Source organism: Ramlibacter sp. (genome assembly GCA_019635435.1).
Classification (GTDB): domain Bacteria; phylum Pseudomonadota; class Gammaproteobacteria; order Burkholderiales; family Burkholderiaceae_C; genus JAHBZM01.
In genome coordinates this window covers 1,185,400-1,200,732 of record JAHBZM010000001.1, presented here as the reverse complement: position 1 = coordinate 1,200,732, position 15,333 = coordinate 1,185,400, and the positions used below count along the sequence as shown (strand labels likewise).

Below are 15,333 nucleotides of genomic sequence, written 5' to 3'. Positions count from 1 at the left end.
AGGGAAAGACATGCAGAGGAGAAAACGGGTTTCGCTCCGGACCCGCCTGGCGGCGGCGCTCACGGCGCTGCTGCTGGCCAGCTGCGGCGGTGGCGGCGGCAACCCGGGCATCTGCCTGGGCAGCGCGCAGGTCTGCAACCCGGGCAGTTCCAGCGGCTCGGCCACTGGCGCGGCAGGCGGCAACGGCTCGGGCATTCTTTCGCCCGACATTCCCTCCGAGACGGTGGCGGGCATCTGCACCGCGGCGTCCGAGAAGCAGTTCGTGCGCTCCTACCTCAACGAGGCCTACCTCTGGACCGACGAGATCGGCGCGGTTGACGCCACGCCCTACACCGCCGCCGGCTATTTCTACCAGCTGCTGGTCACCACGCCCGACACCCACGGCCTGCCCAAGGACCGCTTCAGCTACGTGCTGACCCGCACCAATGCTGACAGCCTCACCTCCGGCGCCAGCCTGGGTTATGGCGTCGACTGGGTCATCGACGCGCAAGGCCGCACGCGTGTCGCCAAGGTCGCGGCGGGCTCGCCGGCCGATCTGGCCGGGCTGGCGCGCGGCGGCGAGCTGGGCTCGGTGGTGTCGGCCAGCCAGAACAGCTGGTACCCGAACACCGCGGGCGCCATGATCACGTTCAACTACCGGGATGCGCCGGGCCTGCCGCTGCGCCTGATCGCGCTCACGGCGGCCCCCCTGCAGGAAAACCCGGTGCCGCTGACCAGCACCGTGCTCAGCCCCCAGGGCCGGCGCGTGGGCTATGTGCTGTTCAACGCCCACACCGCGGGCGCGCAGGACAGGCTGGTGGCGGCCCTGTCGGCGCTGAACGCCGGCCGCGTGGACGACCTCGTGCTGGACCTGCGCTACAACGGCGGCGGCTACCTGTATGTGGCGCTGTCGCTGGCCTCGATGCTCGCCAGCCCGGCCAGCGACGGCCAGGTGTTCGAGCGGCTGCAGTTCAACAGCAAGCGCACCGAGGCCTCGCAGGCCAACGTCACCCGGTTCGCGGGCACGGTCCAGTACGGCGAGCCCCAGTACCCCGTGGGCACGGCACTGCCGCGCCTGGGACTGCCGCGGGTCTATGTGCTGACCACGGGCGGCACCTGTTCGGCCAGCGAGTCGGTGATCAATGGCCTGCGCGGCGTCAACGTGGAGGTGGTGCTGGTCGGTGCCACCACCTGCGGCAAGCCCTACGGGTTCACGCGTGCCGACAACTGCAGCCTGGCCTATTTCCCGATCGAGTTCCAGGGCTTCAATGCCCGGGACTTCGGCGACTACAGCACCGGCTTTGCCGCCACCTGCCCGGCAGCCGACGACCTGGGCCATGCCCTGGGGGATCCGGCCGAGGGCCTGCTGGGCATTGCGCTGCGCCATGCTGACACCGGCGCATGCAGCCCGAGCACGGCGCAGGCCCTGTCCCCGCGCGCGGCCACGGCGGGCACGCCGCAGGGGCTGGTCCTGGATATCCAGCGCCACCGTCCCGGCAAGCTGCTGCCATGACGCCTCTGGTCGATTGGCCCGAAGCCCAGCGCCGCCGCGTTACCGGCGTGCTGACCGACATCGATGACACCCTGACCACCGAGGGCGCGGTGCCGCCCGAGGTGATCCAGGCGCTGGGCCAGTTGAAAGCGGCCGGCCTGCACGTGATCCCCATCACGGGCCGCCCTGTGGGCTGGAGCGAACCGTTTGCCCGGCAGTGGCCGGTGGACGCCATCGTGGCCGAGAACGGTGCCGTGGCCCTGATTCCGGACGAAAAGGGTCTGGAGTCCAGGCTGGGCGGCCACGGCCTGCTATCAAAAAGATATCAACAGGACGCTGCCACACGGGCCGCGCAGTTCGCGCGCATGCAGCAGGCGGCGCAGCGCGTGCTGCGCGAGGTGCCGGGCGCGAGACTGTCTGAGGACTCGCCGGGCCGTGAGACCGACATCGCCATCGACCACAGCGAGTTCAGCCACCTGCCGCCCGAGCGCATCGAGCAGGTGGTGCGGATCATGCAGGACGAAGGCATGAATGCCACGGTGAGCAGCATCCACATCAACGGCTGGTACGGGGCCCACAACAAGCTCGCGGGCGCGCGCTGGATCGTGCAAGCGCTGTTCGCGCGCGACCTGGACGCCGAGCTCGATCAATGGGTGTATGTGGGCGACTCCACCAACGACCAGCTGATGTTCGAGCACTTTCCCCACAGCGTGGGGGTGGCCAACATCCGGCGCTTTGAGGCGCAGCTGGCGCACAAGCCGCGCTACATCACACAGGGCGAGCGCGGCCGGGGGTTCATGGAAGTGGCGCAGGCCCTGCTCGCGGCCCGCTGACGGCGCGGCCCCCGCGCTACTCGATGGTCTGGCGGTAGCGCAGCATCGCCACCACGCCCACCGCAACCATGAAGGCGGCAATGGCCGCCGTGTCGCCGGCCACGTCGGGCCAGCCGGCCCCCTTGAGCATGATGCCGCGCACGATGCGCACGAAATGCGTGAGCGGCAGGGCCTCGCCAATCCACTGGGCCCACCGGGGCATGCCGCGGAACGGGAACATGAAGCCCGACAGCAGGATGTTGGGCAGGAAGTAGAACATGGTCATCTGCATGGACTGCATCTGCGAGCGCGCCAGCGTTGAAAACGCAAAGCCGACCGTGAGCGTGGCCAGGATGAACAGCAGCACGGTGCCGCTCAGCAGGGCAAAGCTGCCCGCCATGGGCACGCCAAACAGCAGGCGCGCCGCGCCAAACACGATCAGCACCTGGGCGTAGCCGATCAGCAGGTACGGCAGGATCTTGCCGACCATCATCTCCAGCGGGCGCACCGGCGTGGCCAGCAGGTTCTCGAGCGTGCCACGCTCACGCTCGCGCGTCATGGCCATGGCCGTCATCATCACCAGCGTCATGGTGAGGATCACGCCCATCAGGCCCGGCACCACGTTGTAGGCCGTGATGCCTTCGGGGTTGTAGCGCTTGTGGACCCGCAACTCAAACGGCGCCTCACCGGGCCGCAAGCGGGCGAGCGGCCCCACGAGGTCGTGGCCCAGCGCGACCTGGGGCAACTGGTTCAGGGCGCCCAGGGCCGAGCCGGTGGCCGCCGGGTCGGTGGCGTCGGCGTACACCGCCACGGCGGGCCGCTCGCCCCGCAGCACCCGGGCCGAAAAGTCAGCCGGGAACACCAGCGCGAACTGGACCTGGCCCGACTGGATCAGCCGCTCGGCCTGCGCGTCACTCACGGTGCCCACGATGGTGATGTAGCCGGTGTTCTCTGCCGCGCGCACCACCGAGCGCACCAGCGGGCCCGCGTCGGTGGCCACCACCACGGCCGGCAGGTGGCGCGGGTCACCGTTGATGGCATAGCCGAACAGCAGCAGCTGCAGGATCGGCACGCCGATCATCATGGCAAAGGTCAGCCGGTCGCGGCGCAGCTGGATCAGCTCTTTGACCAGCACGGCCAGGATGCGGCCCCAGGACAGGCCGGGCCGGTCAGCGGAAGTTGTCCTGGGCATGTTCGGTCAGTGAAATGAAGACGTCTTCAAGGCTGGTCTCGATCGGGTGAACGCTCCACTGCCCGGCGCCCGGCTGCCGGGCCAGCCAGCCGGGCAGGTCCTCGCCCTCTGGCGCGCTGACATGCACCGAGGTCCCGAAGGGCACGACCATCCAGCGCGTGTCCTTCTCGATCAGCGCGGCCGCGCCGGCCAGGTCCGGACCCCGCAGCTCCCAGGTGGCAAGCCGGGCCTGCGCAATCACCTCCTCGGCGGTGCCGGTGGCCAGCAGGCGGCCGTAGGAAATGTAGGCCAGGCGGTGGCAGCGCTCGGCCTCGTCCATGTAGTGGGTGCTCAACAGCACGGTGAGGCCATCGGCGGCCAGTGCGTGAATCTGCTGCCAGAAGTCGCGCCGCGCCTTGGGGTCCACTCCTGCAGTGGGCTCGTCGAGCAGCAGCAGGTCGGGCTCGTGCAGCATGCAGGCCGCCAGCGCGAGCCGCTGCTTCCAGCCGCCGGACAGCGAGCCAGCCAGCTGGCCGCGCCGCTCCCACAGGCCCAGGCGCTCCAGCGCCGCGCGCACCTGCCTGGCGCGCTGCGGCATGCCGTAGGCCCGGGCCACGAAGTCAAGGTTCTCGGTGAGCGTGAGGTCTTCATAGAGCCCGAAGCGCTGGGTCATGTAGCCCACGCGCAGCTTGATGGCGCGCGCGTCATGGCGGATGTCATGACCCAGGCAGGAGCCTTCGCCCTCATCGGGGTCCAGCAGGCCGCACAGCATGCGGATGGTGGTGGTCTTGCCGCTGCCATTGGGGCCGAGAAAGCCGCAGATTTCGCCGCGGCGCACCTGGATCGACAGGTGATCGACCACGGCGCGCCCGCCGAAGCGCTTGGTCAGCCCCCGCGCATCAATGGCCAGTGCGTCACTCACGCGCGGCGCCGCTGAAGCGGACCTCGACGGGCTGGCCCGGTCGCAGCGCGCTGGCAGCGAGCGGCACGGCCTCGACCATGAAGACCAGCTTGCTGCGGCTGGCGTTGCTGTAAATCACGGGCGGCGTGAACTCGGCTTGCGGCGAAACCCAGCGCACCCGCGCCTGGAACGCGCGCTCGCAGCCATCGCAGCTTACCGTGACCTGCTGGCCCGGCGCGGCCCGTGGCAGCGAGCCCTCGGGCACAAAAAAACGCACCTTGAGCGCGTCGGGCGGCAGCAGCGCCACCACCGGCACGCCAGGGTTGACCCATTCCCCGGCGCGGAACATCACGTCAAACACCTGCGCGGCCGCGGGCGCGCTGCGTGAGCGCTGACCGGCGCGCCAGGCGGCCTGCGCCTCGTCGGCGCGCGACGCTCTGGCGGCAGCCGCAGCGGCGGCAATCTGGTCGGTGCGGGCCGCCTTGGCGGCCAGTTCGCGCTGGGCCTGCAGTTCCCGCACGCGAGCCGCGTCTCGGTCGCGGCTGGCCACCAGTTCTTCGAGACGGATGGCCGCAATGAAGCCGTCCTTGACCAGCCGCTGGTTGCGCTGCAGCGCGGCCGTGGAGGCCGACAGGGTCGCGCGGGCCCGTGCGAGTTGCTGGTCCAGTGCCTCGAGCTCCACCGGGCGCCGGCCCTTGAGCAGGTCACGCTCCTGCGCCAGCGCGCCTTCACTGCGGGCCTGGGCGGCCTGTGTGGCCAGGGTCTCGGCGTCGTCATCCAGCGTATACAGCAATTGCCCCTGGGCCACCGGGTCGCCCCGGTGCACCGCCACCGACCGCAGCGTGCCACCCGTGCCCGACGCCACGTACACGAGGTCTGCCTCGACGTAGCCGCTCATCACGCCGGCGTCGGGTGCCGGGCCGCAGGCGGCGAGCACCAGCAGGGGCAGCAACATGGGGGGCCATCGTGTCATGAGCGTCTCCAGTGCGTGGTCAGGGTGCCAGCCCCTTGAGGGCCCAGCCGATGCGGGTTTCGATGTGCACGGGGTCGCGGGTCAGGACCGACAGCGCGGCCGCGAGTTCCGCCGGTGCCATGCCGCTGCGCTGCAGCAGATGAAACATCAGGACCGGGCCACCGGCGCTGGCCATCAAAAACACCATCTGGTGCATCGGGTCGTCCATGCGCAGCTGGCGGGCGCGCTGCGCCTGGTGAATCAGCTGCAGGATGAGCGCGGGATGGCGCTGGTCCATCGAACCCAGGAAGCGCCGCGCCCCCTGCTCGCCGGCCGCCGCATCGAGCAGCACATGGGCCAGGAATTCGCGGTGTTCACCCACCCAGCAGATCAGTTGCAGCAACACCCGCTGCAAAGCCTTCAAGGGCGTGCCCTGCCCATCCGCCGCCAGGGCCAGCTGGGTCATGACTGGCGCATACCAGCGCTCGATCATTTCCTCGATGAACGCTTCACGTGTGCGGTAGTGGTAGACGAAGGTGCCCAGGTTGGCCCCCGCTTCGGCGGCCACGGCACGCACCGTCAAGGCCTTGATGCCCTGGCGCTCGGCCAGGGCCAGGCCCGCCTGCATCAGGCGTTCGCGGCTGCCCTGATCGGGCGACAGCTTGGTACGGGGCATCCGGATATTTTATACAGACGTATAAATACGGCAAGCTGGGGGACCGTCCCCGGGACAGTCCGGGATGAGCTTTGACAAACATATAACCATGTAGTTATGATTTAGCCATGCCAGCCGTTGCCAATGCTGTTTTCAAGGCCCTTGCCGATCCCACACGCCGGGCCATCTTCGAGCGCCTGGCCAGCGGCGGCGAGCAGACCGTGCGCGCATTGACCGACCTCGCGGGCGTGTCGCAGCCAGCGGTGTCCAAGCACCTGCGGGTCCTCAAGCACGCCCGGCTGGTGAACGACCGGCGCGATGGGCGCGAGACCCACTACAGCGCGCAGCCCAAAGCGCTCAAGCCGCTGCGCGACTGGGTCAACCTCTATGGCGCCTTCTGGAATGAACGGTTCGATGAACTTGAATCACTTTTGAAAAGGATGGACCAATGACCTCTGCCAGCACCGAAACGCTCAGCGTTGTTGTCGAGCGCGAGATTCCCTTCCCGCCAGAAAAGATCTGGCGCGCGCTGACCCAGCCCTACCTGATCGAGGCGTGGTTGATGAAGAACGACTTCGCCCCCGTGGTGGGCCAGCGTTTCGGTCTTCATGGAGACTGGGGCAGCGTCGATTGCCAGGTGGTGGCCCTCGAGCCGAACCGCACGCTGTCTTACACCTGGGCTGCCATGGGTCTGGAAAGCGTCGTCACCTGGACGCTCACCCCGGCAGGCACGGGAACCCGTCTGCGCATGGAACAGTCGGGTTTCCGGCCGGACCAGCAACAGGCCTACCAGGGTGCCGCGTATGGCTGGCAGAAATTCCTGGGCAACCTGGAGCTGCTCCTGGCGCGGGAGGACTGACATGAAAAAGAATGCAGCGAGCCCCGGCGAAACCCCTTCCCAACTGATTGACGCGCGAATCCATGAGCTCGCGGGCTGGAGGGGCCAGGCGCTCGCTCAGGTCCGCGCCCTCATCAAAAAAGCTGTCCCTGAGGTCACGGAGGAGTGGAAATGGAGCGTGCCGGTGTGGTCCCTCAACGGAATCCTCTGCACCGGAGAAGCCTACAAGAGTGCCGTGAAGCTGACCTTCCCCAAGGGCGCGTCACTCCCGGACCCATCCGGGTTGTTCAACTCCAGCCTCGACGGCCATGTCCGGCGTGCCATCGACATCCGCGAGGGGGACACCCTTGACGGGAAGGCCCTGAAGGCCCTGATCAAGGCGGCCGCCGCCTTGAACAAGCCATCCGCTTGACGGCCGGGACCCCCTCACGTTCTGAACATCAGGCCGCGGCCTGCTCAAACCCCTGCAGCACATTGACCGCATTGACGCCCACCTCGGCCACGGCGTAGCCCCCCTCAAACACAAATGCCGTCGGCAACCCGGCCCGCGCCAGGTCTTCACCCACGCGCAGGTAGTCGTCGCTTTGCAGCCTGAAACCGGAAATCGGATCGCCCTCAAAGGTGTCCAGCCCCAACGACACCACGAGCGCGTCCGCGCCGAATGCAGCCACCGCCTGCAGCGCCAGCGACAGGGCCTCGCGCCAGGTGCTGAAGCCGCTGCCGCGCGGCAAGGGCAGGTTCAGGTTGCAGCCCAGGCCCGCGCCCTCGCCACGTTCGTCCGCATAGCCCAGGTAATACGGGTACTCGGTGTGCGGGTCACCATGGACGCTGGCCACCAGCACATCGGCCCGGTCATAAAAGATGGCTTGGGTACCGTTGCCATGGTGGTAATCGACATCGAGCACGGCCACCTTGGCATGACCCGCATCACGCAGGGCCTGGGCTGCGATGGCGGCGTTGTTGAGAAAACAATAGCCGCCAAAGAAGTCAGCGCCCGCATGGTGACCAGGCGGGCGGGTCAGGGCGAAGGCCGCACGCTCACCTGCGACCAAGGCTTGCGCTGCGCCCCAGGCGCAGGCCGCGCCCTGCCGCGCCGCCGCCCAGGTGCCTGACGTCAGCGGGCTGCCGGCATCGTACGAGAACAGGCCCATGCGCGCGGCAAAGCTCTGCGGGAGCACATCGGAGCGGAAAGTGCGGATGGGCCAGTACGACGGCAGGGCATCCCGCCCCGCGTTGGCCGGATCCAGCGCCACCCATTCGTCCCAGGCTCCCGCGAGGAAGTCCACATAGCGCCGGGCGTGAACCCGCGTGATCACATCGTCGGCCACGGCGGGTGGCGCTTCAACCGGGCCCAACCCCCGGGTGCGCCATTCGGCGAGCACGAAGTCGGCCCGCGCAGGCACCTCGAAGCACGGCACCAATTCGCCACGGAACATCTCGACCTTGCCGTGATGCAGGGCCTGCTGGTCGTTGTAGAAGGTTTTCAAACCGGTCCCCGTCAGGTGCGCGCCAGCACGGGCGCCAGGGCCTTGCCGGTATGGGTGCCCAGCTTCACCACCTGCTCGGGCGTGTCGGCCGCGACCACGCGGCCACCGGCATCGCCGCCTTCGGGGCCCAGATCAATGACCCAGTCGGCTTCGGCGATCACGTCCAGGTCGTGCTCGATCACCACCACGCTGTGGCCACCATCGACCAGGCGGTGCAGCACGCGGATGAGCTTTTCCACATCGGCCATGTGCAGGCCCACGGTGGGTTCATCGAGCACATACAGCGTGTGCGGCGGTTTCTGGCCGCGGCGCGTCACGTCGTCGCGCACCTTGCTCAGCTCCGTCACGAGCTTGATGCGTTGCGCCTCGCCCCCGCTGAGCGTGGGAGACGGCTGGCCCAGCGTGAGGTAGCCCAGTCCCACGTCCTTGAGCAATTGCAGCGGGTGGCTGATGTGGGGCATGGCGGCAAAGAACTCCACCGCCTCGTCGACTTCCATCTGCAGCACGTCGCCAATGCTCTTGCCGCGCCAGGTCACGGCGAGCGTCTCGGGATTGAAGCGGGCGCCGTGGCAAACCTCGCAGGGCACCTTCACGTCCGGCAGGAAACTCATGCCGATGGTCCGCACGCCCTGGCCCTCGCAGGCCGGGCACCGGCCCTCGCCGGTATTGAAGCTGAACCGCCCCGGGCCGTAGCCCCGGGCGCGGGCTTCCAGCGTGTCAGCGAACAGCTTGCGGACGGTGTCCCAGAAACCGATGTAGGTAGCGGGGCAGCTGCGCGGCGTTTTTCCAATCGGCGTCTGGTCAACCTCGAGCACGCGGTCAACGGCCTGCCAGCCCTCGACCGAATCGCAACCCGTCCAGGCGGGAGGCGTCTTGCGACCCACGGCGGCCTGAACATTGGCCAGGAGCACGTCGCGCGCGAGCGTGGACTTGCCCGAGCCGGAAACGCCGGTCACGGCCACCAGCCGCTTGAGCGGCACCATGACGTTGACGCGCGCGAGGTTGTGCAGGCTGGCCCCCTTGACCCTGATTTTCTGCAGTTCACCGGTGAGTGGACGGCGCGGCTGGAGCGGGTGCCTGATGGCGTGCAGAAGGTAACGGCCAGTCACCGAGTCCGCCGTGCCGGACAGGTCGGCCACCGACCCCTGGGCCACCAGCCGCCCACCGCGCTTGCCGGCGCTCGGCCCGATGTCGATGATGTGGTCGGCGCGGCGGATGGTGTCTTCATCATGTTCCACCACCACCAGCGTGTTGCCCTTGTCGCCCAGCTTGTGCAGCGCATTGAGCAGGATCTGGTTGTCGCGCGCATGCAGCCCGATGGTGGGCTCGTCAAGCACGTAGCACACGCCTTGCAGGTTGCTGCCCAGCTGGGCCGCCAGCCGGATGCGCTGGGCTTCGCCGCCACTGAGCGTGGGGGCGCCACGGTCCAGCGTGAGGTAGCCCAGGCCGACCTCCTCGAGAAACTCCAGCCGGCCGCGGATCTCGGGCACCAGGTCGCGCGCGATGCCGGTTTCGCGCACGCTCATGGCCCCTTCAAGCTGCAGGCCTTCGACCCAGAGCCGTACATCGCGCACCGACAGGCGCGCGGTGTCGGCAATGCCGACCTGGGCAAACTTCACCGACCGCGCCTGCAGGTTCAGCCGCGTGCCCTGGCAGGCCGGGCAGGCCTCGTCGGCCACGTCTTCCACCTCGGGTTCGGCGAATGTCTGTTCACGGCCCTTGGTGTCGTCGTCGCGCAGCGTGTCATCAAATGCCTTGCGCTGCTCGCGGGTCAGGCGCACGCCGGTGCCCACGCATTCGGGGCACCAGCCGTGCTTGCTGTTGTAGGAAAACAGGCGGGGATCAAGCTCGGCGTAACTCGTGCTGCAGACCGGGCAGGCACGTTTGGTGGAAAACACTTCCACGGTCCCGATGCCGGCGGTGGACACGCCCGCGACCATCGCGGCGCGCAGGCCATCCAGCGGTGCCAGCACATGCACCACGCCCTTGCCGTGCTCCAGCGCCGTGGCCAGGTGCGCGCGCAGCGCTGCCTCGCTGGCCGGGCTGACCAGGATGTCGGCCACCGGCAGCTCAATGGTGTGCTCCTTGAAGCGGTCGATCCGCGGAAAGCCGGTGGTCGGCAGGAAATTGCCGTCCACCCGCAAATGCGTGTAGCCGCGTGGGCGGGCCCAGTCCGCCAGCTCGGTGTAGACCCCCTTGCGGTTGACCACCAGCGGCGCCAGCAGGCCGATGTGCTGGCCGCGAAAGCGCTTGAGCAGCTGCGCCGCGATGCTGTCGGGCGTCTGCGGCCGCACCTCGGCGCCATCCTTGACACAGTGCTGGATGCCCAGCTTGACATACAACAGCCGCAGGAAATGCCAGACCTCAGTGGTCGTGCCGACCGTGCTCTTGCGCCCGCCGCGCGACAGCCGTTGCTCTATGGCCACCGTGGGCGGGATGCCGTAGACAGCGTCCACTTCGGGGCGGCCGGCTGGCTGAACGATGCTGCGCGCGTAGGCGTTCAGGCTCTCAAGGTAGCGGCGCTGGCCTTCATTGAACAGGATGTCAAAGGCCAGCGTGGACTTGCCCGAGCCCGACACGCCCGTGACCACGCTGAACTTGCCGTGGGGAATGTTGACCGACAGGCTCTTGAGGTTGTGCTCCTTGGCGTTGACGATCTGGATGGCATTGACCCGTTCGGGCTGGGCTCGTCGAAGCCTTTGCGAGCCCTTCGACAGGCTCAGGGCGAACGGCGATTCCTTTTCGCCCACGGCATGCGCGCCCAACCCCATGGCGCGGTCATACTCGCGCAGCGCCTGCCCGGTGTGGGAGGTGGCATGCAGCCGCACCTCCTCGGGCGTGCCTTCGGCCACCACGAGACCCCCGGCATCCCCCCCCTCGGGGCCCAGGTCGATCAGCCAGTCGGAAGCGCGGATCACATCCAGGTTGTGTTCGATCACGATCAGCGAATTGCCACCGTCGATCAGCTTGCGCAGCGCGCGCATGAGCTTGGCGATGTCGTCAAAGTGAAGGCCCGTGGTGGGCTCGTCAAACAGGAACAGCGTGCCTTTGGTGGCGGTGGCCTGCCGGCTGCTGGTGGCCGCCTTGGCGGCGCCCGCGAGGAAGCCCGCGAGCTTGAGCCGCTGCGATTCCCCCCCCGACAGGGTGGGCACTGGCTGGCCCAGCTTCACATACTCGAGCCCCACATCCACGATGGGCTGCAATGCGCGGATGACCTCGCGGTCGTGGGCAAACAGGGCAGCGGCCTCGCTGACCGTGAGGTCCAGTACATCCGCGACGTTCATCCGTCGCGGCGTCAGCATGCCGACCGCCTGGCGTTCAACCTGGACTTCAAGAATCTCGGGCCGGTAGCGCTTGCCGTCGCAATCAGGGCAGCGCAGGTACACATCACTGAGGAACTGCATTTCCACATGCTCGAACCCCGAGCCGCCACAGGTGGCACAGCGGCCGTCACCGCTGTTGAAGCTGAACTTGGACGCGGTGTAGCTGCGCTGGCGCGCGAGCGGCGCGGTGGCAAAAATCTCGCGGATCGCATCCCAGGCCCCCACATAGCTGACCGGGTTGGAACGCGCGGTCTTGCCAATGGGCGACTGGTCCACGAACACGACGTCGCTCAGATGGTCGGCGCCCAGCAGGCGGTCATGCAGGCCAGGGGTTTCGGTGGCCTTGCCGAAGTGACGTGTGAGGGCCGGCGCCAGCACGTCCTGGATCAGGCTGGACTTGCCCGAACCGCTGACACCGGTCACGCACACCATGCGCTGCAGGGGGAACTCCACCGACACGTTTTTCAGGTTGTGCTCACGCGCGCCCTCGAGGATCAGCCGCGGCGTGTGATCGGTCACCGCGCGCTTGAAGCCCATGCCGACCTGCTTGCGGGCACCGAGGTAGGCCCCCGTGAGCGTGTCGGCGCGCTTGAGCTCTTCTGGCGTGCCATCAAACACGATCTCGCCGCCACGCTCACCAGGCCCCGGCCCCATGTCAATCATGCGGTCCGCGGCCAGCATCACCGCCGGGTCGTGCTCGACCACCACCAGCGTGTTGCCCGCGTCGCGCAGGCGCTTCATGGCCTCGGTGATGCGGTTCATGTCACGCGGGTGCAGGCCGATGCTGGGCTCGTCCAGCACAAACAGGGTATTGACCAGCGAGGTTCCCAGCGCCGTGGTGAGGTTGATGCGCTGGACTTCGCCGCCCGACAGGGTGCGGCTTTGCCGGTCCAGCGTGAGGTAGCCAATGCCCACATCGCAGAGATAACGCAAGCGGGTGTTGATTTCCTCGAACAGCAGCTTGAGCGCCTGCAGTTCGCCGTCGCTGGCCTGCGACTCGGCCTGCGGCTCCACCCGGTCGAAGAACCGGCGCAAACGGTCAATGGGCATGAGCATCAGGTCATGCAGGCTCAGGCCCGGCAGCGCCTCGAGCTGGGCCCGGCTCCATTGCACGCCCACGGGCATGAAGCGTCGTCCGGGCTCCAGCGCCGCGTCGGCATCCTCCTTGTTGCCAATTCGCCAGAGCAGAGAGTCGGTCTTGAGGCGCGCGCCACCGCAGGTTTCGCACGGGGTGTAGCTGCGGTACTTGGACAGCAGGACCCGGATATGCATCTTGTAAGCCTTGCTCTCGAGGTATTCGAAGAAGCGCTTGATGCCGTACCACTGCTTGCTCCAGTTGCCCTCCTTGTAGCCCGGCGTCCCGTTGATCACCCAGCCCTGCTGCTCGGGCGTGAGCTTGTACCAGGGCGTGTCACGCGGGATGCCGGCGGCCTCCGCGTGGCGCATCAGGTCGTCCTGGGCTTCGGACCAGGCCGGGGTCTGGATGGTCTTGATGGCCCCCGCACGCAGCGTGAGCTTGTCATTGGGGATGACCAGGCCGTAATCCACCCCGATCACACGGCCAAACCCGCGGCAGGCCTCGCAGGCGCCCACAGCCGAATTGAAGGAAAACATCGAAGGAATCGGGTCGCTGTAGCGCAGGTCACTTTCCGGGCAATGCAGGCCGGTGGAAAATTTCCATACATCCGCCTCGGCATCACCGTCGGCGGCGTACACAGCCATGCGGCCGCTGCCACGCTTGAGCGCCACTTCAATGGCCTCGACCACACGGGCCTTTTCGGTACCCTGCAGCCGGAAGCGATCCGCCACCACGTCGAGCACCTTGCGCGGCCCCGTGGGGGTGGCGACCTCGCGCTCGGCCTGCACCCGGGTAAAACCGCTGGCAGCCAGCCATTGCTCGACTTCCACCGATGTGGTGTTGGCCGGCAGTTCCACGGGAAAGGTCACCACCAGCCGGGGGTCCGTTCCGGCGGCCCGAAATTGCAACTGGCTGTAAATTGTTTCAGGGGTATCGTGGCGCACGGGCCGCGCGGTCTGCCGGTCAAACAACTGGCCCGCGCGCGCAAACAGCAACTTGAGGTGGTCGTTCAGCTCGGTCATCGTGCCCACCGTGGAGCGGGAGGAGCGCACCGGGTTGGTCTGGTCGATCGCAATGGCCGGCGGCACACCTTCCACCCGGTCCACCGCCGGCTTGTCCATGCGGTCCAGGAACTGGCGCGCATAGGCCGAAAAGGTTTCCACGTAGCGCCTCTGGCCCTCGGCGTAGAGCGTGTCAAACACCAGACTCGATTTGCCGGACCCGCTGGGCCCGGTCACGACCGTGAACTCTCCGGTATGAATGTCCAGGTCTAGGTTCTTGAGGTTGTGCTGCCGAGCGCCGCGGATGCGGATCAGTCCCTGGGTCATACCGACACTTTCATATGCGTGAGGTCAAAGATTCTAGGGAAGGCACCAACTCCAGCATTGCATATGGTTTTCCGCCGGATACAGTAATTTCCACAGTGCAATGCTCCCACAATGAAACTACACTGGTTCGATAACATCAGGAGACACTCATGACAAAAACTGTCTGGGCAACATGCTTGCTGGCCCTGTTCGTCGGAGGCGCCCAGGCGCAACTCCTGATCGGGCAGACGGCGGGCTTCAGCGGGCCGGTGGCCGCGGGGGTGAAGGAAACCACCGATGGCGCCAAGCTATACATTGATTCGGTCAATGCCAAGGGCGGCGTCAACGGGCAAAAGATTGAATTGATCTCGCTGGATGACAAGTTCGATCCAAAACTTGCAGCCGTCAACGGGCAAAAACTCATTGAAGAACGCAACGTGCTCGCGATGTTCCTCACCCGCGGCACGCCGCACAGCCAGGCGCTTTTTCCCCTGCTGGAAAAAAACAACATCCCGCTGATTGGCCCGTCAACCGGGGCCATGGTCATGCACCAGCCAGTCAACCGCCATGTTTTCAACGTGCGCGCCACCTACCAGCGTGAGGCCGAGAAGGCCATTACCTACCTCACCTCCATCGGCATCACACGCATTGGCGTCGTCTATGCGGATGACTCCTTTGGCAAGGACGGCGTCGAAGGCGCGCAAAAGGGCTTCACGGCCGCCAAACTCAAGCCCGCAACGATCCTGCCAGCGGACCGCGCCAAGCCCGACTACACCAAGATCGTTCCGGAGCTGGTCAAGGCCGATGTCCAGTCCATTCTCTGGATCGCCTCGGGCAAGGCGGTCTCCAACGGAGTCGCGGCGCTGCGCGCGGCCGGCTCTTCCGCGCAGATCGTGACGCTGTCCAACAATGCCTCCAGCGGCTTTATCCATGATCTGGGCGAAAACAGCCGCGGGGTGATCGTGACCCAGGTCTACCCCTATGAACGCTCCATCGCCTATCCCATGGTCAAGGAAGCGCAGGAACTCGCCAAGTCCCGTGACATGCCCGACATCAGCCCCGCGATGCTCGAAGGTTTCGCGGCGGCCAAGGTGCTGGTTGAAGGCCTGCGCCGGGCCGGGCCCAAACCGACCCGCGAAAAGCTCATCACCGCACTGGAAACCTTCCGGAAATTCGACCTGGGCGGGCTCGAGGTCAACTACACCTCGACCGACCACACGGGCCTGGACTTCGCCGACCTGTCCATCATCGGCATCAGCGGCAAGTTCCGCCGCTAGGCGCCAGGGCGCGGAGCGGCCCCGTGCATCCTGACAGCGTGCGCGACGCCACCGCCCTTGT

12 protein-coding genes are annotated in these 15,333 nt (G+C 67.2%); 6 read left to right on the top strand and 6 right to left on the bottom strand.

Annotation, left to right across the window (positions count from 1 at the left end; translation table 11 throughout):
- Positions 1 to 10 precede the first annotated feature (10 nt).
- Complete coding sequence (locus tag KF796_05680; GenBank protein MBX3586112.1) at positions 11 to 1,492, top strand: peptidase S41; 1,482 nt, start codon at positions 11 to 13, stop codon at positions 1,490 to 1,492.
- The gene (locus KF796_05675) at positions 1,489 to 2,304 is read left to right on the top strand and encodes an HAD-IIB family hydrolase (protein ID MBX3586111.1); all 816 of its coding nucleotides are present in this window, start codon (positions 1,489 to 1,491) and stop codon (positions 2,302 to 2,304) included. The genes KF796_05680 and KF796_05675 overlap by 4 nt, the downstream gene beginning before the upstream one ends.
- A gap of 16 nt (positions 2,305 to 2,320) precedes the next feature.
- Here the strand turns inward: KF796_05675 and KF796_05670 are convergent, their stop codons facing one another.
- From KF796_05670 to KF796_05655, 4 genes are read right to left on the bottom strand one after another with little or no spacing between them, the layout of a single operon-like run.
- A complete protein-coding gene (locus KF796_05670) occupies positions 2,321 to 3,475 on the bottom strand; it encodes an ABC transporter permease (protein ID MBX3586110.1) in 1,155 nt (384 codons plus the stop codon).
- On the bottom strand, positions 3,453 to 4,376 hold the full coding sequence (locus KF796_05665) for an ABC transporter ATP-binding protein (protein ID MBX3586109.1): 924 nt from the start codon (positions 4,374 to 4,376) through the stop codon (positions 3,453 to 3,455). Before KF796_05665 ends, KF796_05670 begins: the two co-directional genes overlap by 23 nt.
- A complete protein-coding gene (locus KF796_05660) occupies positions 4,369 to 5,328 on the bottom strand; it encodes an HlyD family efflux transporter periplasmic adaptor subunit (GenBank protein MBX3586108.1) in 960 nt (319 codons plus the stop codon). The genes KF796_05665 and KF796_05660 overlap by 8 nt, the downstream gene beginning before the upstream one ends.
- Before the next feature lie 19 nt (positions 5,329 to 5,347).
- Positions 5,348 to 5,983 (bottom strand): TetR/AcrR family transcriptional regulator, encoded by a 636-nt coding sequence (locus tag KF796_05655; GenBank protein ID MBX3586107.1) that lies wholly within the window; start codon positions 5,981 to 5,983, stop codon positions 5,348 to 5,350.
- A 107-nt stretch (positions 5,984 to 6,090) separates the two neighbouring features.
- Between KF796_05655 and KF796_05650 the strand changes: the two genes are divergently transcribed.
- Genes KF796_05650 through KF796_05640 form a run of 3 tightly spaced genes read left to right on the top strand, consistent with a single transcriptional unit; the run spans position 6,091 to position 7,212 of the window.
- Positions 6,091 to 6,414, top strand: a complete 324-nt coding sequence (locus KF796_05650) for a helix-turn-helix transcriptional regulator (GenBank protein MBX3586106.1) — start codon at positions 6,091 to 6,093, stop codon at positions 6,412 to 6,414.
- Positions 6,411 to 6,821: an SRPBCC domain-containing protein gene (locus KF796_05645; protein ID MBX3586105.1), complete on the top strand. Its 411-nt coding sequence runs from the start codon at positions 6,411 to 6,413 to the stop codon at positions 6,819 to 6,821. Before KF796_05650 ends, KF796_05645 begins: the two co-directional genes overlap by 4 nt.
- Position 6,822: 1 nt before the next feature.
- Entirely contained in the window at positions 6,823 to 7,212 is a 390-nt protein-coding gene (locus KF796_05640; protein ID MBX3586104.1) for a DUF1801 domain-containing protein, read from the top strand.
- A gap of 28 nt (positions 7,213 to 7,240) precedes the next feature.
- Here KF796_05640 and KF796_05635 read toward each other — a convergent pair whose 3' ends face one another.
- Both KF796_05635 and uvrA read right to left on the bottom strand, forming a co-directional pair.
- Positions 7,241 to 8,236: a histone deacetylase family protein gene (locus tag KF796_05635; protein ID MBX3586103.1), complete on the bottom strand. Its 996-nt coding sequence runs from the start codon at positions 8,234 to 8,236 to the stop codon at positions 7,241 to 7,243.
- 62 nt (positions 8,237 to 8,298) lie between these two features.
- Positions 8,299 to 14,016 (bottom strand): excinuclease ABC subunit UvrA, encoded by a 5,718-nt coding sequence (uvrA, locus tag KF796_05630; protein ID MBX3586102.1) that lies wholly within the window; start codon positions 14,014 to 14,016, stop codon positions 8,299 to 8,301.
- 149 nt (positions 14,017 to 14,165) lie between these two features.
- On the opposite strand from uvrA, the gene KF796_05625 reads away from it, so the two are divergent.
- Positions 14,166 to 15,272 carry an ABC transporter substrate-binding protein gene (locus tag KF796_05625; protein ID MBX3586101.1) on the top strand — a complete coding sequence of 369 codons (1,107 nt, stop codon included), beginning with the start codon at positions 14,166 to 14,168 and terminating at the stop codon, positions 15,270 to 15,272.
- The last annotated feature ends 61 nt before the right edge of the window (positions 15,273 to 15,333 follow it).